The following is a 22,592-nucleotide window of genomic DNA, read 5'->3' as shown; positions in this document are numbered from 1 at the left end:
GCATGAGCGTATGAGAAAGCCCCCGGAAGATTTCTTCCGGGGGCTTTTTTTTGTGCGTGACCCAAACCGATTCAGACAGGATAACGAGGAATAGAGAATGTTAGACAACACCCGCTTACGCATAGCTATGCAGAAATCAGGCCGTTTAAGCGATGACTCACGCGAATTGCTGGCCCGCTGTGGTATTAAAATTAATCTTCACACCCAGCGCCTGATTGCGATGGCAGAAAATATGCCAATTGATATTCTGCGCGTACGCGATGACGATATCCCGGGTCTGGTCATGGATGGCGTCGTTGATCTCGGCATCATCGGTGAAAACGTGCTGGAAGAAGAACTGCTCAACCGCCGCGCACAGGGTGAAGATCCTCGTTACTTTACGTTACGTCGTCTGGACTTCGGCGGCTGTCGTCTTTCGCTGGCGACCCCAGTAGACGAAGCCTGGGACGGTCCGTCGGCACTGAACGGCAAACGCATCGCCACCTCTTATCCGCACCTGCTCAAACGCTATCTCGACCAGAAAGGAGTGTCGTTCAAATCCTGTTTGTTAAACGGCTCTGTCGAAGTTGCTCCCCGTGCAGGACTTGCTGATGCAATCTGCGATCTGGTCTCTACCGGTGCAACGCTTGAAGCCAACGGCCTGCGTGAAGTGGAAGTCATTTACCGCTCCAAAGCCTGTCTGATTCAGCGTGACGGAGAAATGGCCGATGCTAAGCAACAACTGATCGATAAGCTGCTGACCCGTATTCAGGGGGTTATTCAGGCGCGCGAATCTAAATACATCATGATGCACGCGCCAAGTGAACGTCTGGACGACGTTATCGCCTTGCTGCCAGGCGCTGAACGCCCAACGATTTTGCCACTGGCCGGCGATCAGCAGCGCGTGGCAATGCACATGGTTAGCAGCGAAACCCTGTTCTGGGAAACGATGGAAAAACTGAAAGCGCTTGGCGCCAGCTCCATCCTGGTGCTGCCTATTGAGAAGATGATGGAGTAATTCCACTTATGCTGCCCGGTAGCGCTTCGCTAGCCGGGCCTACAAGACCCGTAGGCCGGATAAACAACGTGCCATCCGGCAAAAAAAGGAAGACGATTATGAGCTTTAATACCATCATCGACTGGAATAGCTGTACTGAAGAGCAGCAAAGTGAATTACTGATGCGCCCGGCAATCTCGGCGTCAGATAGCATCACCCGTACCGTGAGCGAAATTCTGCATAACGTAAAGTCGCGCGGTGACGCAGCGCTACGTGAATACAGCGCAAAGTTTGATAAAACTAACGTGAGTGCGCTGAAAGTCAGCGCTGAAGAGATTGCCGCCGCCGGCGCACGTCTTGGCAATGACCTGAAACAGGCCATGGCAGTCGCCGTGAAAAACATCGAAACGTTTCATAACGCGCAACAACTGCCGGTAGTCGATATTGAAACGCAGCCCGGTGTACGCTGCCAGCAGGTTACCCGCCCGGTAAATTCTGTTGGACTGTACATTCCCGGGGGCTCCGCGCCACTCTTCTCAACAGTGTTAATGCTCGCCACCCCGGCCCGCATTGCAGGCTGTAAAAAAGTGGTGTTGTGCTCTCCCCCACCCATCGCCGATGAAATTCTGTATGCCGCACAACTCTGCGGCGTACAGGAGGTGTTTAACGTTGGGGGCGCACAAGCTATTGCCGCGCTGGCATTTGGGAGTGAATCCGTGCCGAAAGTGGACAAAATTTTTGGCCCCGGTAATGCCTTTGTGACCGAAGCCAAACGTCAGGTGAGTCAGCGTCTGGACGGTGCCGCCATCGATATGCCAGCAGGTCCGTCTGAAGTGCTGGTGATTGCCGACAGCGGCGCCACGCCGGATTTCGTTGCCTCTGACTTACTCTCGCAGGCCGAACACGGCCCCGATTCCCAAGTGATCCTGCTGACGCCGGATGCCGGTATGGCCAGCCGGGTTGCTGAAGCAGTAGAACGCCAGCTTGCCGCGCTGCCACGCGCTGAAACCGCGCGGCAGGCGTTAAGCGCCAGTCGTCTGATTGTCACCCGCTCCCTTGCGCAATGCGTAGCAATTTCTAATGCGTACGGCCCGGAGCACCTGATCATTCAGACCCGCAATGCTCGCGAACTTGTCGATGACATCACCAGTGCGGGCTCTGTCTTTCTCGGTGACTGGTCACCGGAATCTGCCGGTGACTATGCCTCCGGGACTAACCACGTGCTGCCTACCTACGGCTATACCGCAACCAGCTCAAGTCTTGGACTGGCCGATTTCCAGAAGCGGATGACCGTACAGGAATTATCGCCGCAAGGTTTCTCTGCCCTGGCCGCAACCATCGAAACGCTGGCCGCAGCAGAACGACTGACAGCCCACAAAAATGCCGTTACCCTGCGCGTTAACGCCCTGAAGGAGCAAGCATGAGCACTGACAACATTCTCAGCGTTACTGATTTAGCCCGTAAAAATGTCCGTGAGCTAACACCGTATCAGTCTGCCCGCCGTCTGGGCGGAAATGGCGACGTCTGGCTCAATGCCAATGAGTTCCCCACCGCCGTTGAATTCCAGCTAACTCAGCAAACACTGAACCGTTATCCGGAGTGCCAGCCGAAGGCGGTGATCGAGAACTACGCACAGTATGCGGGCGTTAAGCCAGAGCAGGTACTGGTCAGCCGCGGTGCTGATGAAGGTATCGAGTTGCTGGTACGTGCTTTTTGCGAGCCGGGTAAAGATGCGATTCTCTACTGCCCGCCGACCTATGGTATGTATAGCGTCAGTGCGGAAACCATTGGCGTTGAATGTCGCACCGTGCCGACTCTTGCCGACTGGCAACTGGATTTACAGGGCATCGCTGACAAGCTTGATGGCGTGAAAGTGGTTTACGTTTGCAGCCCCAATAACCCGACGGGCCAGTTAATTAACCCGCAGGATCTGCGTTCACTGCTCGACATGACGCAGGGCAAAGCCATCGTGGTCGCCGATGAAGCGTATATCGAGTTTTGCCCGCAGGCCACACTGGCGGGTTGGCTGTCGGAATACCCAAACCTGGTGGTACTGCGCACCCTGTCTAAGGCGTTTGCCCTTGCCGGTTTGCGCTGCGGATTTACGCTAGCTAATGAAGATGTCATCAACCTGTTGTTGAAAGTGATCGCGCCTTACCCGCTCTCTACACCTGTGGCAGATATCGCCGCTCAGGCACTAACGCCGCAAGGCATTTCCGCCATGCGTGAGCGCGTGGCACAGATTCTGCAAGAGCGTCAGTACCTGGTTGATAGCCTGAAAACCATCCGCTGCGTAGAACAGGTTTTCGATTCTGAAACCAACTATGTTCTGGCGCGCTTCACAGCATCAAGCAGCGTATTTAAATCTTTGTGGGATCAGGGCATTATCTTACGAGACCAGAACAAACAACCTTCATTGAGCGGCTGCCTGCGTATTACTGTCGGAACCCGCGAAGAGAGCCAGCGCGTCATTGACGCCTTACGTGCGGAGCAAGTATGAGCCAGAAGTATCTTTTTATTGACCGTGATGGAACCCTGATTTCCGAGCCGCCCAGTGACTTTCAGGTTGATTGCTTCGACAAACTTGCCTTTGAGCCGGAGGTTGTCCCGGTCTTGCTAAAACTACAAAAAGCTGGTTTTAAGCTGGTGATGATCACCAACCAGGATGGACTGGGAACACAGAGCTTCCCGCAGGCAGATTTTGACGGTCCACACAACCTGATGATGCAAGTTTTCACCTCGCAGGGCGTCATATTTGATGAAGTACTGATCTGTCCGCACCTGCCGGCAGACGCGTGTGATTGTCGTAAACCCAAAGTGAAGCTGGTCGAGCAATACCTGATTGAACAGGCGCTGGATACCGAGAACAGCTACGTGATCGGCGATCGCGTAACCGATATTCAACTGGCGGAAAACATGGGCATCACCGGGTTACGCTATCACCGCGATACGCTGAACTGGGCAATGATCGGTGAGCAACTAACCAAACGAGATCGTTACGCCCACGTTGAGCGTAATACCAAAGAAACGCAGATTGACGTTAAAGTCTGGCTGGACCGCGAAGGCCGCAGCAAAATTAATACCGGCGTCGGCTTCTTTGACCACATGCTGGATCAAATCTCGACCCACGGTGGTTTTCGTATGGAAATAGCCGTCAAAGGCGATCTGTATATTGACGATCACCACACCGTTGAGGATACAGGGCTGGCTCTGGGCGAAGCCTTAAAACTGGCGTTGGGCGATAAACGCGGCATCAACCGTTTTGGTTTTGTGCTGCCGATGGACGAGTGCCTGGCACGCTGCGCCCTGGATATCTCCGGGCGTCCACACCTGGAGTACCGGGCTGAGTTTACCTACCAGCGCGTCGGCGATCTGAGTACGGAGATGATCGAACACTTCTTCCGTTCGCTCTCTTACACCATGGGCGTCACGTTACACCTTAAAACCAAAGGTAAAAATGACCACCACCGCGTGGAAAGTCTGTTCAAAGCCTTTGGCCGCACGCTGCGCCAGGCTATTCGTGTAGAAGGCGACACGCTTCCTTCTTCAAAAGGGGTGCTGTGATGAACGTGGTGATCCTCGACACCGGCTGTGCCAACCTGAACTCGGTGAAATCCGCCGTCGCACGCCACGGCTACGATCCGGTAGTTAGCCGCGATGCGGATGTTGTGCTGCGCGCCGATAAACTGTTTCTGCCGGGTGTCGGTACCGCCCAGGCGGCAATGGATCAGCTACACGAGCGTGAGCTGATTGAACTGATCAAAGCCTGCACACAGCCTGTACTGGGGATTTGCTTAGGTATGCAGCTGCTTGGTCGACGCAGTGAAGAAAGTAACGGTGTCTCCCTGCTGGGGATTGTTGATCAAGACGTACCCAAAATGACCGATTTTGGTCTGCCGTTGCCGCATATGGGCTGGAACCGTGTCTATCCACAGGCCGGAAACCGCCTTTTCCAGGGCATTGAGGATGGGGCGTATTTCTATTTTGTACACAGCTACGCCATGCCGGTGAACCCATGGACTATTGCGCAATGCAACTACGGTGAGCCCTTCACCGCAGCGGTACAAAAAGATAATTTCTTTGGCGTGCAGTTCCACCCGGAGCGTTCAGGTGCCGCTGGCGCGAAGTTGCTGAAAAACTTTCTGGAGATGTAATGATTATTCCGGCATTAGATTTAATCGACGGCACGGTTGTGCGTCTTCATCAGGGCGATTACGCAACGCAGCGTGATTACGGTAACGATCCCCTGACCCGTTTACAAAGCTATGCCGCACAAGGCGCAAAGGTGTTGCACCTGGTGGATCTGACCGGGGCAAAAGATCCGCAGAAACGGCAAATACCGCTGATTAAAACACTGGTTGCTGGCGTAAACGTACCGGTGCAGGTAGGGGGTGGCGTACGTACCGAAGCAGATATTGAAGCGCTGCTTAACGCTGGCGTCGCCCGCGTAGTGGTGGGTTCGACTGCGGTAAAATCTCCCGAAGTCGTCAAGAACTGGTTTGCCCGTTTTGGTGCCGACGCGCTGGTTCTGGCTCTGGATGTGCGGATTGACGAGCACGGGAATAAACAGGTTGCAGTTAGCGGCTGGCAGGAAGATTCCGGGGTTTCACTGGAAGAACTGGTTGAGACCTATTTACCCGTCGGTCTGAAGCACGTGCTATGCACCGATATCTCCCGCGACGGCACGCTGGCGGGTTCAAACGTTGCACTGTACGAAGAAGTGTGCGCCAAATATCCGCAGGTGGCATTTCAGTCATCCGGCGGGATTGGTGGGATTGAAGATGTCGCAGCCCTGCGCGGAACCGGCGTTGGCGGCGTCATTGTGGGTCGTGCTTTGCTGGAAGGTAAATTCACCGTTGAGGAGGCCATCCAATGCTGGCAAAACGCATAATCCCTTGCCTTGATGTTCGTGACGGACAGGTTGTCAAAGGTGTTCAATTCCGCAATCACGAGATTATTGGCGATATCGTTCCGCTGGCGAAACGCTATGCCGATGAAGGCGCAGATGAGCTGGTTTTTTACGATATCACCGCATCGAGCGATGGTCGCGTGGTGGACAAAAGCTGGGTATCACGCGTGGCAGAAGTGATCGACATTCCGTTCTGTGTCGCCGGTGGGATTAAATCACCAGAGGATGCCGCAAAGATACTGTCTTTCGGCGCAGATAAAATTTCTATCAACTCCCCGGCTCTGGCTGACCCAACGTTGATCACCCGCCTGGCGGATCGCTTTGGCGTGCAGTGTATCGTGGTGGGCATTGATACGTGGTATGACGCAGAAACCGGCAAATATCACGTTAACCAATATACCGGGGATGAAAGCCGTACCCGCGTCACGCAGTGGGAAACGATCGACTGGGTAACAGAGGTGCAAAAACTGGGCGCCGGTGAAATCGTTCTTAATATGATGAACCAGGACGGCGTGCGTAACGGCTACGATCTCGAGCAGTTGAAAAAAGTGCGCGAAGTTTGCCACGTTCCGCTGATCGCCTCAGGCGGTGCCGGAACGATGGAGCACTTTCTCGAAGCCTTCAGGGATGCGGATGTCGATGGCGCGCTTGCCGCCTCGGTCTTCCACAAGCAAATTATCAATATTGGCGAATTAAAAGCGTACCTGGCAACACAGGGCGTGGAGATCAGGATATGTTAACGAAGCAACAATGCCGCGAGCTGGACTGGGAAAAAACCGATGGGATGATGCCGGTCGTCGTGCAGCATGCAGTTTCCGGTGAGGTGCTGATGCTCGGGTATATGAACCCGGAAGCGCTGGATAAAACGATCGAAAGCGGCAAAGTGACCTTTTTCTCGCGTACTAAACAACGCCTGTGGACCAAAGGTGAAACCTCTGGCAACTTTCTTAATGTCGTCAGCATTTCCGCTGATTGCGACAACGACACCCTGCTGGCGCTGGTTAACCCTATTGGGCCAACCTGTCACAAAGGCACCAGCAGTTGTTTTGGTGAGTCCAGCCACCAATGGTTGTTCCTGTATCAACTGGAGCAACTCCTGGCTGAGCGTAAAACGGCAGATCCCGCCAGCTCCTATACCGCAAAATTGTACGCCAGCGGTACGAAGCGAATTGCCCAGAAAGTTGGAGAGGAAGGTGTTGAGACAGCACTGGCCGCGACCGTGCATGACCGTTTCGAGTTGACCAATGAGGCATCGGATCTGATGTATCACCTGCTGGTTCTGCTGCAGGACCAGGATCTCGATCTGACGACAGTGATTGAGAATTTACGCAAGCGCCATCAGTAATAGACTGATACCGGCATGATGCCGGTATCAATTATTTCGCCGAGCGTTTAATCGTTACCGAATAAATCGCGGGTATACACTTTATCAGCGACATCCTGCAGTTCTTCTGCCATGCGGTTAGAGATAATCACATCGGCCTCACGTTTAAATTTAGCCAGATCACGCTCAACCCGTGAATGGAAGAAACTCTCTTCTGCTATTACCGGTTCATAAATTATGACCGGGATACCTTTCGCTTTAATGCGTTTCATGATGCCCTGAATAGACGATGCCCTGAAATTATCCGAGCCGCTTTTCATAATCAGGCGATAGATACCGACAACTTTGGGTTTACGCGAAAGAATGGCATCAGCAATAAAATCTTTTCGTGTGCGGTTAGCATCAACGATGGCTGAAATAATATTATTAGGTACAGATTGATAGTTGGCAAGTAATTGCTTTGTGTCTTTTGGCAGACAATATCCACCATAACCGAATGAAGGATTGTTGTAATGGTTACCAATACGCGGGTCCAGACAAACCCCTTCGATGATCTGTCGTGCATTAAGCCCCAGGCTTTCTGCATAGCTATCAAGTTCGTTAAAATAAGCAACACGCATTGCCAGATAGGTATTTGCAAAAAGCTTAATGGCTTCAGCTTCAGTAGAATCAGTGAACAGCACCGGGATATCCTGCTTTATCGCCCCTTCCTGTAATAAGGCAGCAAAACGCTCAGCACGAGCAGATCGTTCGCCGATGACAATTCGTGAAGGGTATAAGTTATCATACAGTGCCTTCCCTTCGCGCAGGAACTCAGGAGAAAAGATAATATTATCCGAGTTAAATTTCTGTCGCATAGTCTGCGTAAAACCAACAGGTACTGTTGATTTAATCACCATGAGTGCATCAGGATTTATTGCAATCACATCTCTGATAACTGATTCAACGCTGGAGGTATCAAAATAGTTTGTTTTCGGGTCGTAATCTGTAGGCGTTGCAATAATAACAAAATCTGCATTCTGGTAGGCGTCGTACTTGTCCAGCGTGGCTTTAAAATTTATATCGCTTGATTGTAGATACTGTTCAATTTCTTTATCGACTATCGGAGACATCCGATTATTTAGCATCTCGACACGTGAAGGGACAATGTCCAGAGCAATGACCTGATGATGTTGGGCGATAAGAAGACCATTTGACAGGCCAACATATCCGGTACCAGAAATGGTAATTTTCATTTCATGCTCTCAGTATTAACTTAATATTTAATCATGATGTTGGACATCCTGATAAGAGAATAATGTTTTAACGTTTTGTTGAATATTGTGTCAACGAAGGTTAAAACAATTCAGATTTTCTTTATCAGGGTACGCCAGAAATATTAAGTAAAGATTAAGCAATCAACGCAAATCAATCAGATTTAAGATAAAAAAAGCCCGGTTAGAGAACCGGGCCAGTGACTATCAGAAGACTTATTCCATCCATTCGGTATGGAAAACACCTTCTTTATCAGTACGTTTGTAGGTATGCGCACCGAAATAATCACGCTGGGCCTGAATCAGGTTAGCGGGCAATACTTCTGCACGATAACTGTCGTAATAAGCGACAGCAGCAGAGAATGTCGGTACCGGGATACCATTCTGCACGGCATACGCTACAACATCACGCAGTGCCTGTTGATATTCATCGGCAATGTTCTTGAAGTACGGGTCGAGCAACAGGTTCGCGATACCCGGATTTTTAGCGTAGGCATCGGTGATTTTCTGCAGGAACTGCGCGCGAATAATACAGCCCGCACGGAAGATTTTTGCAATCTCGCCGTAATTCAGATCCCAGTTATGCTCGTCGGATGCGGCACGCAGCTGTGAGAAGCCCTGAGCATAAGAAACGATCTTACCGAGGTACAGTGCACGACGTACTTTCTCAATAAATTCTGCCTTATCACCCGCAAGCTGAGCTTTAGGTCCAGACAGGACTTTAGAGGCAGCGACACGCTGATCTTTCAGCGAAGAGATATAGCGTGCAAACACAGATTCAGTGATCAGAGACAGCGGTTCACCAAGATCCAGAGAACTTTGGCTGGTCCATTTACCGGTACCTTTGTTCGCCGCTTCATCCAGAATGAAATCCACCAGATATTTACCATCTTCATCTTTTTTGGTGAAGATATCTTTGGTGATGTCGATCAGATAGCTGCTCAGTTCACCGTTATTCCACTCGGTAAAGGTGCTGGCCAGTTCTTCGTTGCTCAGGTTCAGACCCCCTTTCAACAATGAATAAGCTTCGGCAATCAGCTGCATGTCACCGTATTCAATGCCGTTGTGCACCATCTTCACATAGTGGCCTGCACCGTCGGCACCAATATACGTCACACACGGCTCACCATCTTCAGCAACCGCTGCGATTTTAGTCAGGATTGGCGCTACCAGTTCATAAGCTTCTTTCTGGCCACCCGGCATGATGGATGGGCCTTTCAGCGCACCTTCTTCACCACCAGAGACGCCGGTTCCGATGAAGTTAAAACCTTCAGCGGAGAGCTCACGGTTACGACGGATAGTGTCCTGGAAGAACGTATTACCGCCATCAATGATGATGTCACCTTTATCCAGATAAGGTTTCAGGGAGTCGATAGCAGCATCAGTGCCAGCACCCGCTTTCACCATTAACAGGATACGACGAGGTGTTTCAAGGGATTCAACAAACTCTTTTACCGTATAGTAAGGAACCAGTTTTTTCCCCGGATTCTCGGCGATAACCTCTTCCGTTTTTTCACGTGAGCGGTTGAAAACGGACACGGTGTAACCACGGCTTTCGATGTTGAGCGCCAGGTTGCGCCCCATCACAGCCATACCAACGACGCCGATTTGTTGCTTAGACATTATGTACTCCTGTCAGGTGATGATCGAACAACAATTTGTAACCATACTGAAGAACTATGCAAAAATAATGTACATTAGTTATGTTCAATATTTTTTGTAAACTATCCTACGGCTCATTTTGATAGCAGGGAGCTCTATCAATTTATATGAAATAGATGCAATAGCAACAGTTATAATAGTCCATACTAAAAATCTTATAACTGGCGGGAAGTCAGTTAATGGGATGCTGTGCGGAACAAAAATATGCATTAAATATATAGAATAACTTACGACCCCAATTAAAGGCATTAGCTTTGAGCTAACTATAATCCGCTCTAAAATGAAGGAATAAAAAATAAAGATGGCAGGTATGAATGAAAAAGTAAGATAACTAACCCCCCAGTATTTGTACCAAATAAGAACTCTACAGAACATTGTCGCTATAAGAACAAAGCTTAATAGCGTAAAGAACCTGTGGGACAATACATTCCTTTTAAATAAAAAACAAGTTAAACCAGAAAGAAAGAATAAGTAAAAATATAATATTTTCTGGATATTGCTATTAGCATCATAAAGATCAAACCCAATGCTTATAAATGAAACAGTTAAAACCAAAACAAACAAAGAAATAACATTTGCTAGCCAGCGTCGAAGTAACAAAAAAACCGTACATGCCAAATAAAACAACATCTCATAGGCTAAAGTCCACTCTAGCCCCTGAAATACGGTATTTTGCCCCAAAAAATGACTCATCATGCTCAGTGCCCCCCCCCAATAAACAATGGGGCCTGACATCATTTCCGAATAGATTTTTGATACATACCAATTATCTGATAAGAAAAACCACCCAAGGATTGACATTACGATATAAATAGGGTAGAGACGAAAAACTCTTCGAATCCAAAAACCAAATATCGAGGTTAAGCCATCTCGCGTATTCATCGACCATGGTATGACATAACCACTCACGCAGAAAAATATCAAAACACCGATCAATCCAATATTAATTGAATTATTCTGAATTGCTATAAATTTTGAATTGATTGCAATCGAAAAATGTGAAATCAATACACAAATAACTGCTATGGCTCGCAGTTGATCTAAAACAGCAATTCGGCCAGTTACAAAAAATTTTTCTTTATGCCCCATATCTTGCATCCCGCATATTTATAGCGATTATTTTTTTATACATGTTAACTGATGATTTCGCCATCTGAACATCAGAAAATAAATTTTCATATCTCATACGCCCTTCTTTTCCCAATTTTTTTCGCAGCGACGGATTTTTAATTAATAAAGACAATGCTTCATAAAGTTCATTAGCATTACCGGGAGAAATCAGAATCCCATTAACATTATGTTCAACTACCTCCGGAATTCCTCCGACATTACAACCAATAACAGGTTTTCCGTACATCATAGCTTCTACATAAATAAGTCCAAAAGATTCAAATCTAGATGGAGCTACAAATATATCGCACTTAGAATAGTGTTTTCTCAATGCAACTTCATCAACCTTTCCATGAAATTTTATCTTTTCATTTAGTAATACATCAGATTCACTTTCGAACTTCGTTCTATATGTAACATCACTATCAACAGGGATACTATCATCTCCAACGATATCAAAGGATACATTAGGATAAGCAGCAACTATATCAGGAATAATACTAAGCAGGAGATCTATACCTTTTCTTTTCTCTAATCGACCGACGAAGAGTATATTAATCTCATTATCATTAGAAACCTCTCGCATGTCGGTTTTCTCACGCCAATCCGGCATGCCAAGATGCGATACAAACAATCTATTCTCATCTATTTCTAATGAATATGCCTTCTGAACCTCATTAAGAATTCCTTTACTGATGGCAAGTAAGGAATCACTATTCAAGATCATATATCTCTCCATTTCAATTAACGGATTAACGAATGAAGCCATAAGTTCTTTATTAGCAGTGAGATCAGGGCGAGATGAGAGAGATAATTTAAGAGTAGTCATCAAGCTAGTAATTACACGGTAACGATCAGATAATAATGGTGCAATGCCTACAACGTTCCATATTGGAGCTTCCACAATATCGATGCTACGATGAGTTGATATTCTATCTATTTCGTCAAGAAAAGATTTTGATTGATCCCAATGAGACTGCAGGATATTTAAATGCTCAATTTCGCATGGTTTCACATGGGATTGTACGACTATACGATGAACCCAAACGCCATTTTCAAAATCTACTGTGGAATGATCATCACCACGAGCAATGACATGAACCTTATGTCCTAACTGCGCTAGTGCAGTAGCCTTATCCTGCGTAAAACGAGCAATGCCACCCAAGAGGTTTGGCGGATAATCTTCGCATAATAATACGATTGTTAATCGTTTTCCAACATCGGCATGGATAGAATAAAATTTCTTGAAAGCACAATCATTACGTTCTAACAAATGGGATGAAATAAGTTTGGGCTTTTGTCTTGACTCTTCTCTTCCTAGTTTCATTGCTAATATTGCATGTTCTTCAAATGAAACTAGTGCTTCTTCAGGTAATTTACCAGAAGAAATACAAGATTCGATATCGCTGCGATGATTTTGAATAAACCTCATATTGTCAGAATCAATAAAATCTTGAGTATGATACAAATAACCATGTCTATTCGAAAAATAGACTTTGGATTTAAGTACTGGATATCTATACACTGCAGCTGATTTAGTACGAATATGAGATGGGGCATATTTATGGTGAACATATGCATTCGCAAGTTGCTTTATAAAATACCCATTATCAATCATCCGTAAGCATACATCTGTCTCATCAAGATAGTATATGAATTCTTCATCGAATCCACCTATCTCAATCAGAACATCTCGTCTAAAGGCCGTATTCGTTCCTTGTAAATATGGAAATTCATATGCCCTTGGGAAACAATAATTAGGCGATGGTTCTTCCATCTGCCATTTACCATGCCCTAGTCTATCAGCATTTGCATATTGATATTGATACTTATAACCAGTGTGATCGAATACTTTTCCACCTACAGCACCAACTTCGCAGGAATCAAAGGCCTCTACGATTTGTGTTAACCACTCAGGCTCAGGTATGGCATCATCATCAATGAATGCCACGATATCGCCACTAGCATAAGATATCCCTATATTCCGAGATTTTGATAAATTGGCTTCTGCACAGTGACCTATCTTTATCAATTCTCTAAACTTATCAAGTACCTCCTCGGTGTGATCAGTAGAAGGACCATTAATTACAATAATTTCAAACAATGGATAATCAATGTATTTGAATGATTCAAGAGTCCTTAATAACAAATCAGCACGATTATAGGTATTGATAATAACTGATACTTTTTTCATTCCAAATCCAAACCTTGTCAATAACAATTATATACTTTAAGAGTGTATAGCCTCAAATACGACCTGAGTAATAATTACATTACTTTATTTTTTTCTAAGTTATTTACCTCGCGCCTTAAGCGTCTTACCTCAAATGGTATGGATTTGAAAAAATTATCACTCTCTTGTCTTAATTTTATTAGCTCTACATTGTTAAAGTTCATACTGCCCTGTAAATTCCGAATTTGCTCTTCAAGGAAATCAACTCTATGCCGTAGTTCAATACTTTCAGCTCTATATAATGGCGATCTAAAAATGGCCACAGATACTCTAATGATTTTACCTAATACAGGAAACTGTGCAAACTTCCTTACAACTTTACGTATCTTATTTTTAAACATAATGAAAATCCAATTTTTATGACTTTAGAAACATTACAGAGACTTCTTCTTCCTAAAAATACCTCTATAAATATTAGAGTACTCCGCAACCATTTTATCTGCCATGAATTTCGCCTCAAATCTAGCCCTAGCATTTTCACCATATAAAAGTGCTAACCGGGGATTATTCCAGAGATAGAGCATGGCATCTCTCAATGAATTTACATTGCCAGGTTCAACAACCAAACCTGTTATATTATTAATGTTAATATATGATGTTCCAGTGCCAATCTCACATGAAATTAATGATTTCCTGTACATAGCCCCCTCCAGCAAAGTTATGCCAAAGGCCTCTGAACGAAGATTTGATGGAAAAACCACTGAATAACAAAGTTCCAACAATACTGTTTTATCCTCATCAGATAGAGCGCCAACAAAATGAACGTTTGATAACCCCAATTTTTCTGACTTCAATTTCAGAGCTGTTTCTTCTCCTCCATTACCTATAATTACAACAGGCAGAGACGTCGCGTGAGCCGCATCCAATAAGATATCTAACCCTTTGTAATATCGTAACGTACCAATAAAAAGAAAAAATTTGTCTCCCACACGTTCTTTCCAGTAATCTACTCTTTCGATTTTGGTCTGCGGATACGATTTTTCATCCAGCCCATAAGGAACAATCTTAACTTTTTTTTCAAATTTCTGTAATACACGACTACTCTGCGCATAATTTGGCGAAGCAGCAACAATACAATCAACTGAACTAAGAAAACGATTCATCAAGGGCGAATACAGACGAAAAATAAATTTTTGTTTTACAATGTCAGAATGATAACTAACAACTGTTGGTTTGTTTATTCGGCACAAAAAATGCAGCATATCCATAAAAGGAAAGGGATAATGGTAATGAATGATATCTGCTTGACTTGCTAATTCTTTAAATTTTTTAATACAAGATAGAGAGAATGGTGTTGACGCTACCTCAAAATTAGTTTTTGCGTAGAATACACGCTGTTCACCAATTTTCTGATTATTAATATCCCCCCGTTTGCTTAGAGAAAGTACTGTTGATTCAACACCATATTCAGCCCCAGATTCACTTAGCTGGTAGATAACTTGTTCGATGCCACCAAAAGTATCTGGATAGTATGTCTTATAAAAATGCAGTACTTTCAACATTAATCTTACTTCACCTGTTTATATGCAGCAACCGTTTCAGTTGCACATCGTTTCCATGAAAATTGGTTAACATGTGATAATCCACTTTTAGTGGCACTATCCTGCCATTCCGTATCAGTAAGGCTCTTCATAATTAAAGACGTAAGTGTCTCAACATCCATAGCATCACACATTAAAGTGCTGCTACCTGCAACCTCAGGAAGTGAAGAGCTGTTTGAACAAACAACCGGAGTCCCAGATGCCATTGCCTCCAATACTGGTAGCCCAAATCCCTCATAGACTGATGGAAATAAAAAACTAACAGCACCTGCATAGAGTACAGGTAAATCGCTTGACGGTGTAAACCCCAGGTAGCGCAGCCACCCTTCCCGTTTACCTTGTTCAAATCGACGATGTAAAGTATCACTGTTCCAGCCTTTGAATCCGCTAATAACGAGAGGAGTCTGCTTTCTCAGTGACAGTGGCAGGCGTTCGTAGGCATCAAGCAAAGTCGCAATATTCTTTCTCGGCTCAATCGAGCCAGTAAATAGGGAATATTTTTTAAAGGTAAGTTCGTATTTTCCGAGAACAGGAGTTATATCTTCTTCACGGCGGGGCTTAAATTCACCACTGCATGCTAACTTTGCAGTAAACACCCTACTTTCCGAAATATTAAAATAATTAATCAGTTCCAATCTGGTAAAATCAGAGTCTGTAATAAATACTGATGCTCGCTTTACCGTTTGTAAAAGCTCTTTACGCATATACCTAACTCTCTCAGGAGGATGGCATTGCGGTAAAGTAAAAACAGAAAGATCATGAAACGTGACAACACAGCGCTCTACCTTAGGTGGCAGATAAAAATTAGGCCCATGATAAATCGCATCCTTATGATTTTTCAAGACATTAGTTTTCAACCACGGAGCTGTGAGCCTATATACTTCCGAAGCCAGTCGACTCTTTTTTATTAAACTTTTAAGCCCCTCTGTTGAAGAGCTATTTTCTTTAGGCACGGGCATTTGCTGAGTAAGTCGATGCCCATTTAAAAAAAGTAATTCGGATATGTCTGGATCATCAGATAAACATTTAGCCAACTCAAATGCATAGCGACCGATACCTGTTAATGGGTATTTTATTGCATCAGTTCCAAATATGACTTTCATTACTCGTTTTCCAACATCCAGCGCAGAGTATCTTCGAGTGGTGGGACATTCCAATCTGGAATAAATGATTGTAATTTAGATGGATCCCCACTAAGTGTCTTAACTTCATTTGCCCGGACAAATTCTGGATTAATCTGGATGGTCAGATGGTGTCCGGTTATTTTTTCACAAAGTTCAATAACTTTTCTCAGTGAATATGTGCGGCCAGAGCAGATGTTAATAACTTCGCCAACTGGTTTTGCCTGTAATAACTTGACATAAGCATAGCTTAGTGCACGAACATCTGTAAAATCACGCCAAACATCAATATTTCCTAACTCGATCGTCGGTGATTTTGATTTAAAGTGTTTAACTATCTTTGGCAGAAGGAAGTTTTCCGCCTGACCAACACCTGTATAGTTAAATGGTCTCGTAATGAATACGGGTAGTTTATCCATCCACAATCGAGACATATATTCCATGGCCAACTTGCTGACGGCATAATCGTTCGCTGGATTTGCTGTCGCAGATTCATTCAGTTGCCCTGCGGTACCATTTCCATAAATATTTGCACTACTGGCGAGAAGCACACCATCCAGGATGGTGCTGCAGGTACTCAAAGCCTGCAATAAATTGCGCGTTCCAAGTAAATTGACGTTATAGAAAGCATCTGCATCACCATGCCCAACATAAGCGATAGCGGCCAAATGTATAACAACGTTTGGTTGTATGAGCTGAATAACCTCCCGCAATCTCGCAGTATCCATTAGATCAACCTGGTAATAATCAGGCCCATCAAAAGGCATTGCGCCAATACCAAATACCCGATATCCGGCAGCGGATAATTCCGCTGCCACATAGCGGCCGGTAAAACCATTAATCCCTGTCACCAGAGCATGTTTGCCGGCGCCGAACATCAGAATGAAAACCCTTGCTGGTTACGACGTAAATCAGCCTCAACCATCAACTGGCACAACTGCTCCAGCGAGGTTTTTGGTTCCCACCCCAGAATTTCTTTGGCACGAGCTGGATTACCGATTAGTAGATCGACTTCAGCAGGACGGAAGAATTTTGGATTTACACGAACCAACGTCTTCCCAGTTGCTGTGTCAATACCCACTTCTTCCTCGTCCTTACCCTCAAAACGCAGTGTAAATCCAGCAGCTTTGAAAGCCATGCTGACGAAGTCGCGCACAGTCTCTGTACGGTTAGTTGCCAGTACGAAGGTATCTGGTTTTTCTGCCTGCAGAATACGCCACATCCCTTCTACATACTCTTTGGCATAACCCCAATCACGCTTGGCGTCCATGTTACCGAGTTCAAGAACGTCAAGTTTTCCAAGCTTAATTTTTGCAACAGAATCAGTGATTTTACGCGTTACAAATTCCTGACCACGTAATGGTGATTCGTGGTTAAACAGAATTCCACTTGATGCAAAAATATTATAGCTCTCACGGTAGTTCACGGTCATCCAGTGAGCATACAGTTTAGCTACGCCATATGGGCTGCGCGGATAGAATGGAGTATCTTCTTTCTGCGGAACGGCCTGGACCAGACCAAACATTTCTGACGTTGATGCCTGGTAAAAGCGAATTTTAGGATTAACAATACGAATAGCTTCCAGAAGATTTACAGGGCCGAGACCGGTGATTTCTGCTGTAGTAATCGGTTGTTCGAAAGATACGCCGACGAAGCTCTGCGCAGCTAAGTTATAAACCTCAGTAGCTTCAGTTTGCTGCAGCAAGCGGATACTAGCAGACAGGTCAGTGAGATCGTATTCAACTAAGTGAAGGTTAGCGTTATCTTTAATGCCTAATTCCTCGATACGCCAGAAGTTGACAGAACTTGTACGGCGATAAGTTCCGTATACCTTATAATTTTTTTGAAGTAGTAACTCGGCTAAGTAAGCCCCATCTTGTCCAGTGATTCCAGTAACAATTGCGATTTTCATACCATATCTCGAATTAAGTTATTATAAAGATGAATTGTTTTATTTGCAGAATTATATGAGGATAATTCTCTAACTCGTTTATAAGCACCTTTACCTAGGTTCTCACGTAAAACATCGTCAGCCATAATGCTTTTTATTTTTGATGCTAAATCCTCCGCATTGCCATCTTCGAAAATAAGTCCACATTCATTGTCAATTACGACTTCAGGAATTGCGCCAGCATTGCTCGCGATAATTGGCTTTCCATGAACAAAAGCTTCTAATGGCACAAGACCAAAAGACTCGTATCTCGAAGGAAAAACAACAACATCGCTTATTGCATAGATCTTCTCACGTTCATAGTTATCAATTTCACCAATATACATTATATTAGAGCCAGGGGTATTCACAGATTTGAGATACCTGTTGATACTTGTTTGACATTCACCTGCAACTAAGAAAATTACATCATTGCATATTTTACTATCTAAATTACAAATATCTATAGCATCAGAGAATATATCAATACCTTTTCTTAGCTCAATCCTTCCCAAAAATAATATTATTTTTTTTCCTTCGATTCTTTTACATAGGTCTAAGTTAGTTTTCAGTTCGCCATAACCATGTGTGATGTCAAAAGTTGGCCAATAAGCTATACCGGCCTGTATTTTAGTATAAATAATGCTATCCGAAGGTTTGTACAAAGAAATATAAGTATTTTTTATGGAGTCACTAATTGGAACAACCGCATCAGCAGATTCGACAACTTTGTACTCGAAGTGCGTAAGATAGTCTAAATCGTTCTCATTCATGTTCCACTTATTCATGTCATTAGCGACCTTTAATGGTGTCACCAATCGAAGCACCAATGGAATATTTAATTTATTTTTAATAAGTGAGAATGAATATACTTCAGAATCCCAAAGACAGGAATCGACAACACTAATCGGATGGATTTCATTTAACTTTTCGATTTCAATTGCCACACTAGTGGACCAATTCAAAATCTCATTAGCAATATTTGAATCATCTACAAAACCAATTGATTTTTTTTTCTTGTTCAATGAAATTAACTTCAATCTTCCTCGTTCTTTGACATCATAGCTATCTGATCTGTAAATCACGCTGACAAAATGCCCTGCCAATAATAATTCACTAGCAAGATTATAATAAAGCGTACCGATTCCTCCAGATCTCGTCAGAGGAGGAAACTCTTTACTTACAATTACTATATGCAATCTATTGAATGGTATTTCAGATGAATTGAATTTTTTAAATAATTTAGGCCTTATTGGTTCAACCTTGATTAACTTTCTTTCAAAGGATGCAGCCTTGATTCCTGCTTGAAATCCATCCCATAAAGAATCAACTAACGAATTATATTCATCTTTATTTATTTCACCATTTTTTAAGCCAGTCTGAATATACTCAACTCGATCCTTAATTATAACATCTTTGACTAAATTTATTGTATCCTTATCAGAACCATTAAATTTACAAGAATAATAAACAGTATTTTTAACTATCGAATACCAATTATAGTTATATTTATTTAACCTATTTTCACTTTTTGAAAACTCATGCCTCAAAAAGGCATCAGGACAACTATTTATCAAGAAATTATTATCAATCAGCCGACTACATAAATCTGTTTCATCAAGATAATAATCATACTCTTCATCAAATCCACCACATGAAATGAGGTAATCTCTGACAAAAAATGAGTTAGTACCTAAAACGGTTCTTCGATATTGTGCGTTATTCTTAATTTTATCCGTAGGATTAATGATACCCGAACCAAAACGGTCAACAAAAATATCTTTGGCTTGGAAATCTAGACTCCCGGCAAGGTAAGTTGGTCCTCCAGCTCCAGCCACAAATCTATGACAACTATTGAAATACTCTAAAATTGCATAAAACCAATCTAAAAAAGGTATGGCGTCGTCATCAATGAAAGCAACTATTTGGCCTGAAGCGGCATTTATTCCTATGTTTCTTGATACAGATAAGTTTCTTATTGGATTATTATATATTTTTAACTTATCATGCCATTTTGATAATACTTCATTTGTATTATCTGTAGATGGCCCATTAACCACAATAACTTCAAAACTGTCACTGTAGTTTTTTGATAGATAGTCTAAGCATCTTTCAAGATATTCTGCCCGGTTGTAAGTACACACAACCAAAGATACAGTTGTATAATAGTTCTGTGGCACCAGAATTTTCTCAAATAGATTATCGGCATATTTACCCCAAGCTTCTACTGAATACTCTTGTAAAGCCGTATTTTGAGAATCAATCATGCGCTCATAAAAACTTGAGTCAGTAAATACTTTAAATAATTTATCTTCCAGCTCAAGTGTTGTATTGCAGACACCTTCAGAATTATTTAGTGTCTCAGCTGTTGCAGCATGATTTAATGCCAAAACTGGTAATTGATATTGTGCTGCTTCGAGCAAAGGGACACCAAATCCTTCATGCTCACTGAAAGAAATAAAACATGATGAATCACTATAGTAAGATGATAATTCTTCCTCTGTGACAGCCCCTGTCAAAATCACTCGCTCACTAAGCTGTAATTTTTCAATTATATTCTTGATCTTATTGTAGTAATCAGAGCCGACATCATATTTCCCGACGAGATATAAATATCCCAATTCATATTTTTTAGCGAGAAGATTTTCATAGAAACATATCAATTTATGTTGAGCTTTATTCTCACATATACGTCCAACAAATAATAAGTTTCTACTCTTAACATTCCCACCTCTAAAAACAGCATCTTTATTTATTATGATTGGTAACTTTGCTGTTTTATCTTCAGGAAAGCCTAGTTTAATAATCTCATCAAGATTGTATAAACTATCACCAGTAATAAAATTAAATTTATCCTTTATCTCAAGTAGCTGTTCACGACCTTTTTTGCAAAGATTATATAAAAACGAATTTTCAGAAAAGAATGTGTGTGGTGTAATATTGTGGTAATGCAATATTTTCATGCCTTTTGAGGCTAATACTTTATCTACGCAAACTTCTGAGTAAGCTGAGAAATGAAGAAAAATAATATCCTCATCATGGCTATTTAGATGCTCAATATTTGTAACAATATCACTTCTATTATGGTGATAGTGCTTTGCATATATTTCAGTTTTCAGCCCATAAACATCTTTTACATATTTATCGATGTTAACTACATGATTAGAACATGCATCATATATATCTAGAGACTCAATAACCTGGATAAATCTACCTCTAAAATGCGAATACATTTACTCACCCTCTCCATCTGTAATAAATTTTCCTTGCAAAACTGAGCAGGAATGGATTATTTTTCAAAAGCCTTACAAATACATACTTAAATACACCATGTAGTTTTACTTTTGATGACGGATGATAAGCAAGAAAAATTACTATTAAGAGAGGTCTACTAAATAGTTTGGTCATAACGTTTAAGAGAAAAACACTATTTGCATTCTTTTTCGTGATTAAAATAGCCATGTCATTAATATAGTCACCTTGGCACAAGTTCAACAATTCATTAACTTCAAAGCTTGTAGCACCATACAGAAAACTTAATTTCTTAGAAAGAAATATATTATTTTCTTCTAATAGGATTTTTCTATTACATCTTTCTTTTTCAAGATATGCTTCAATATCTTTATTAATTTGATTTAATTTATCTTGATGCATTCTTCATTCTTATCGCACAGCAATAAGCTCCATTTCTCGACACAGCCCATTACGTCGATTGTCTTCAATCAATTCTACATTTGTAAATCCAACATTAGATAATATATCGATAAGATAATCTACAGAAAACATATTATAATGAAAATCCCCTTCGTAATCTTGAGCCCCATATGTGACTTTACGTAAATCTTCAAAACTCATTATTCCTTGCACATAGTCATTTATCATGCTATTTGCGTCTGGGGTCACTATTCTTAAAATACCACCTGTCTTCAATTTAGAATACCAGTTAGGGAGTATTACTCTACTAAGTTCAACCTCTGTAAAATGTTCAATTAAATGTGCACTATATATTTCGTCTAAACTTTGGTCGTCAAAAAACAAGTTTCCAGCATCACAAATAACATCAATACCTGGCAATTGCCTTGCATCTACATTAATATATCCTTCTGGTTGAACATGCCCGCATCCAACATTTATTCGTCTTAAATTTTGATTTTCATATTTTTCATTATTTAATACTAAACTCTCTATTTTTGTATTATTTCTATCCTTAAGAGTATCCGTTTTCACTCTTAGTTCAAACATTAACTCTTCACGAATAAACTCCAACCTTTCCATGTGTTGATAAAGAATAGTTTTTATATCTTGACTGAGCAGATCCCTTTTATTTTCCATTTCAATCAACTGAGTGTTGGTTTTATTTTCGTTTTCAAAGTGATGTGCAATACTTATATCGAGTTCATCAATGCGAGATTTTAATCTTTCATTATTTTCATAAATCATATCCACGCGGGAATTTAGCTTATTACTGTTTTCATTGATAGCATCAACAATATTCTGTATTTTCAAATTTATGTTACTAAACAAATTAAACAT

The 22,592-nt window shown here is 42.8% G+C and carries 20 protein-coding genes and 1 other annotated feature (1 of these 21 running past the window's edge); of the genes, 8 read left to right on the top strand and 12 right to left on the bottom strand.

Annotation, left to right across the window (positions count from 1 at the left end):
• Window positions 1-52: a sequence feature (His leader region), on the top strand; it begins 71 nt to the left of the window's first position.
• Between the two features lie 45 nt (window positions 53-97).
• The 8 genes from hisG (at window position 98) to hisIE (ending at window position 7,230) form a co-directional block, all read left to right on the top strand.
• Window positions 98-997, top strand: coding sequence for an ATP phosphoribosyltransferase (hisG, locus tag AL515_RS10355; protein ID WP_005128078.1), 900 nt, complete (start codon window positions 98-100; stop codon window positions 995-997).
• A 98-nt stretch (window positions 998-1,095) separates the two neighbouring features.
• A complete protein-coding gene (gene hisD, locus AL515_RS10350; RefSeq protein ID WP_048212017.1) occupies window positions 1,096-2,400 on the top strand; it encodes a histidinol dehydrogenase in 1,305 nt (434 codons plus the stop codon).
• Window positions 2,397-3,476: a histidinol-phosphate transaminase gene (gene hisC / locus AL515_RS10345; RefSeq protein ID WP_061067700.1), complete on the top strand. Its 1,080-nt coding sequence runs from the start codon at window positions 2,397-2,399 to the stop codon at window positions 3,474-3,476. Before hisD ends, hisC begins: the two co-directional genes overlap by 4 nt.
• Complete coding sequence (gene hisB, locus AL515_RS10340; RefSeq protein ID WP_061067699.1) at window positions 3,473-4,540, top strand: bifunctional histidinol-phosphatase/imidazoleglycerol-phosphate dehydratase HisB; 1,068 nt, start codon at window positions 3,473-3,475, stop codon at window positions 4,538-4,540. The genes hisC and hisB overlap by 4 nt, the downstream gene beginning before the upstream one ends.
• Window positions 4,540-5,130, top strand: coding sequence for an imidazole glycerol phosphate synthase subunit HisH (gene hisH / locus AL515_RS10335; RefSeq protein ID WP_048212020.1), 591 nt, complete (start codon window positions 4,540-4,542; stop codon window positions 5,128-5,130). Before hisB ends, hisH begins: the two co-directional genes overlap by 1 nt.
• Entirely contained in the window at window positions 5,130-5,867 is a 738-nt protein-coding gene (hisA, locus tag AL515_RS10330) for a 1-(5-phosphoribosyl)-5-[(5-phosphoribosylamino)methylideneamino]imidazole-4-carboxamide isomerase (RefSeq protein ID WP_061067698.1), read from the top strand. The genes hisH and hisA overlap by 1 nt, the downstream gene beginning before the upstream one ends.
• Window positions 5,849-6,625 carry an imidazole glycerol phosphate synthase subunit HisF gene (gene hisF / locus AL515_RS10325; protein ID WP_048212022.1) on the top strand — a complete coding sequence of 259 codons (777 nt, stop codon included), beginning with the start codon at window positions 5,849-5,851 and terminating at the stop codon, window positions 6,623-6,625. Before hisA ends, hisF begins: the two co-directional genes overlap by 19 nt.
• Complete coding sequence (gene hisIE, locus AL515_RS10320; RefSeq protein ID WP_048212023.1) at window positions 6,619-7,230, top strand: bifunctional phosphoribosyl-AMP cyclohydrolase/phosphoribosyl-ATP diphosphatase HisIE; 612 nt, start codon at window positions 6,619-6,621, stop codon at window positions 7,228-7,230. Before hisF ends, hisIE begins: the two co-directional genes overlap by 7 nt.
• Before the next feature lie 47 nt (window positions 7,231-7,277).
• Here the strand turns inward: hisIE and ugd are convergent, their stop codons facing one another.
• The 12 genes from ugd to AL515_RS10260 all read right to left on the bottom strand — a co-directional run bounded on the left by ugd (window position 7,278) and on the right by AL515_RS10260 (window position 22,592).
• The gene (gene ugd, locus AL515_RS10315) at window positions 7,278-8,444 is read right to left on the bottom strand and encodes a UDP-glucose 6-dehydrogenase (protein WP_048212024.1); all 1,167 of its coding nucleotides are present in this window, start codon (window positions 8,442-8,444) and stop codon (window positions 7,278-7,280) included.
• Window positions 8,445-8,678: 234 nt separating this feature from the next.
• Window positions 8,679-10,085, bottom strand: coding sequence for an NADP-dependent phosphogluconate dehydrogenase (gene gndA, locus AL515_RS10310; RefSeq protein ID WP_040231903.1), 1,407 nt, complete (start codon window positions 10,083-10,085; stop codon window positions 8,679-8,681).
• An 84-nt stretch (window positions 10,086-10,169) separates the two neighbouring features.
• Entirely contained in the window at window positions 10,170-11,213 is a 1,044-nt protein-coding gene (locus AL515_RS10305) for an acyltransferase family protein (protein ID WP_061067697.1), read from the bottom strand.
• A complete protein-coding gene (locus AL515_RS10300; protein WP_061067696.1) occupies window positions 11,203-13,428 on the bottom strand; it encodes a glycosyltransferase in 2,226 nt (741 codons plus the stop codon). Before AL515_RS10300 ends, AL515_RS10305 begins: the two co-directional genes overlap by 11 nt.
• A 74-nt stretch (window positions 13,429-13,502) precedes the next feature.
• A complete protein-coding gene (locus AL515_RS10295; protein WP_061067695.1) occupies window positions 13,503-13,808 on the bottom strand; it encodes a hypothetical protein in 306 nt (101 codons plus the stop codon).
• Between the two features lie 33 nt (window positions 13,809-13,841).
• Window positions 13,842-14,969: a glycosyltransferase family 4 protein gene (locus tag AL515_RS10290; protein WP_061067694.1), complete on the bottom strand. Its 1,128-nt coding sequence runs from the start codon at window positions 14,967-14,969 to the stop codon at window positions 13,842-13,844.
• Between the two features lie 5 nt (window positions 14,970-14,974).
• Entirely contained in the window at window positions 14,975-16,111 is a 1,137-nt protein-coding gene (locus AL515_RS10285; RefSeq protein ID WP_061067693.1) for a glycosyltransferase family 4 protein, read from the bottom strand.
• Complete coding sequence (locus AL515_RS10280) at window positions 16,111-17,007, bottom strand: GDP-mannose 4,6-dehydratase (protein ID WP_061067692.1); 897 nt, start codon at window positions 17,005-17,007, stop codon at window positions 16,111-16,113. Before AL515_RS10280 ends, AL515_RS10285 begins: the two co-directional genes overlap by 1 nt.
• Entirely contained in the window at window positions 17,007-18,041 is a 1,035-nt protein-coding gene (gene gmd / locus AL515_RS10275) for a GDP-mannose 4,6-dehydratase (protein ID WP_061067691.1), read from the bottom strand. Before gmd ends, AL515_RS10280 begins: the two co-directional genes overlap by 1 nt.
• Window positions 18,038-21,292, bottom strand: coding sequence for a glycosyltransferase (locus AL515_RS10270; protein WP_061067690.1), 3,255 nt, complete (start codon window positions 21,290-21,292; stop codon window positions 18,038-18,040). The genes gmd and AL515_RS10270 overlap by 4 nt, the downstream gene beginning before the upstream one ends.
• Window positions 21,293-21,296: 4 nt before the next feature.
• Window positions 21,297-21,713 (bottom strand): hypothetical protein, encoded by a 417-nt coding sequence (locus AL515_RS10265; RefSeq protein ID WP_061067689.1) that lies wholly within the window; start codon window positions 21,711-21,713, stop codon window positions 21,297-21,299.
• A 9-nt stretch (window positions 21,714-21,722) separates the two neighbouring features.
• Window positions 21,723-22,592 carry a class I SAM-dependent methyltransferase gene (locus tag AL515_RS10260; protein ID WP_105242163.1) on the bottom strand — a complete coding sequence of 290 codons (870 nt, stop codon included), beginning with the start codon at window positions 22,590-22,592 and terminating at the stop codon, window positions 21,723-21,725.

This window comes from Citrobacter sp. FDAARGOS_156 (assembly GCF_001559235.2).
GTDB lineage: Bacteria > Pseudomonadota > Gammaproteobacteria > Enterobacterales > Enterobacteriaceae > Citrobacter > Citrobacter youngae.
Note: the sequence above shows the minus strand (reverse complement) of the source record. Positions and strands in the feature narration are given on the sequence as shown.

Bases quoted from the DNA above. Each gene is read 5' to 3' on its own strand.
- hisH (WP_048212020.1), top strand. From the start codon at position 4,540: ATGAACGTGGTGATCCTCGACACCGGCTGTGCCAACCTGAACTCGGTG.
- AL515_RS10270 (WP_061067690.1), bottom strand. From the start codon at position 21,292: ATGTATTCGCATTTTAGAGGTAGATTTATCCAGGTTATTGAGTCTCTA.
- gmd (WP_061067691.1), bottom strand. From the start codon at position 18,041: ATGAAAATCGCAATTGTTACTGGAATCACTGGACAAGATGGGGCTTAC.
- AL515_RS10305 (WP_061067697.1), bottom strand. From the start codon at position 11,213: ATGGGGCATAAAGAAAAATTTTTTGTAACTGGCCGAATTGCTGTTTTA.
- hisB (WP_061067699.1), top strand. From the start codon at position 3,473: ATGAGCCAGAAGTATCTTTTTATTGACCGTGATGGAACCCTGATTTCC.
- hisD (WP_048212017.1), top strand. From the start codon at position 1,096: ATGAGCTTTAATACCATCATCGACTGGAATAGCTGTACTGAAGAGCAG.
- AL515_RS10280 (WP_061067692.1), bottom strand. From the start codon at position 17,007: ATGTTCGGCGCCGGCAAACATGCTCTGGTGACAGGGATTAATGGTTTT.
- AL515_RS10295 (WP_061067695.1), bottom strand. From the start codon at position 13,808: ATGTTTAAAAATAAGATACGTAAAGTTGTAAGGAAGTTTGCACAGTTT.
- hisA (WP_061067698.1), top strand. From the start codon at position 5,130: ATGATTATTCCGGCATTAGATTTAATCGACGGCACGGTTGTGCGTCTT.
- AL515_RS10290 (WP_061067694.1), bottom strand. From the start codon at position 14,969: ATGTTGAAAGTACTGCATTTTTATAAGACATACTATCCAGATACTTTT.
- gndA (WP_040231903.1), bottom strand. From the start codon at position 10,085: ATGTCTAAGCAACAAATCGGCGTCGTTGGTATGGCTGTGATGGGGCGC.
- hisIE (WP_048212023.1), top strand. From the start codon at position 6,619: ATGTTAACGAAGCAACAATGCCGCGAGCTGGACTGGGAAAAAACCGAT.
- AL515_RS10265 (WP_061067689.1), bottom strand. From the start codon at position 21,713: ATGCATCAAGATAAATTAAATCAAATTAATAAAGATATTGAAGCATAT.
- hisG (WP_005128078.1), top strand. From the start codon at position 98: ATGTTAGACAACACCCGCTTACGCATAGCTATGCAGAAATCAGGCCGT.
- AL515_RS10260 (WP_105242163.1), bottom strand. From the start codon at position 22,592: ATGTTTAATTTGTTTAGTAACATAAATTTGAAAATACAGAATATTGTT.
- ugd (WP_048212024.1), bottom strand. From the start codon at position 8,444: ATGAAAATTACCATTTCTGGTACCGGATATGTTGGCCTGTCAAATGGT.
- AL515_RS10285 (WP_061067693.1), bottom strand. From the start codon at position 16,111: ATGAAAGTCATATTTGGAACTGATGCAATAAAATACCCATTAACAGGT.
- hisF (WP_048212022.1), top strand. From the start codon at position 5,849: ATGCTGGCAAAACGCATAATCCCTTGCCTTGATGTTCGTGACGGACAG.
- hisC (WP_061067700.1), top strand. From the start codon at position 2,397: ATGAGCACTGACAACATTCTCAGCGTTACTGATTTAGCCCGTAAAAAT.
- AL515_RS10300 (WP_061067696.1), bottom strand. From the start codon at position 13,428: ATGAAAAAAGTATCAGTTATTATCAATACCTATAATCGTGCTGATTTG.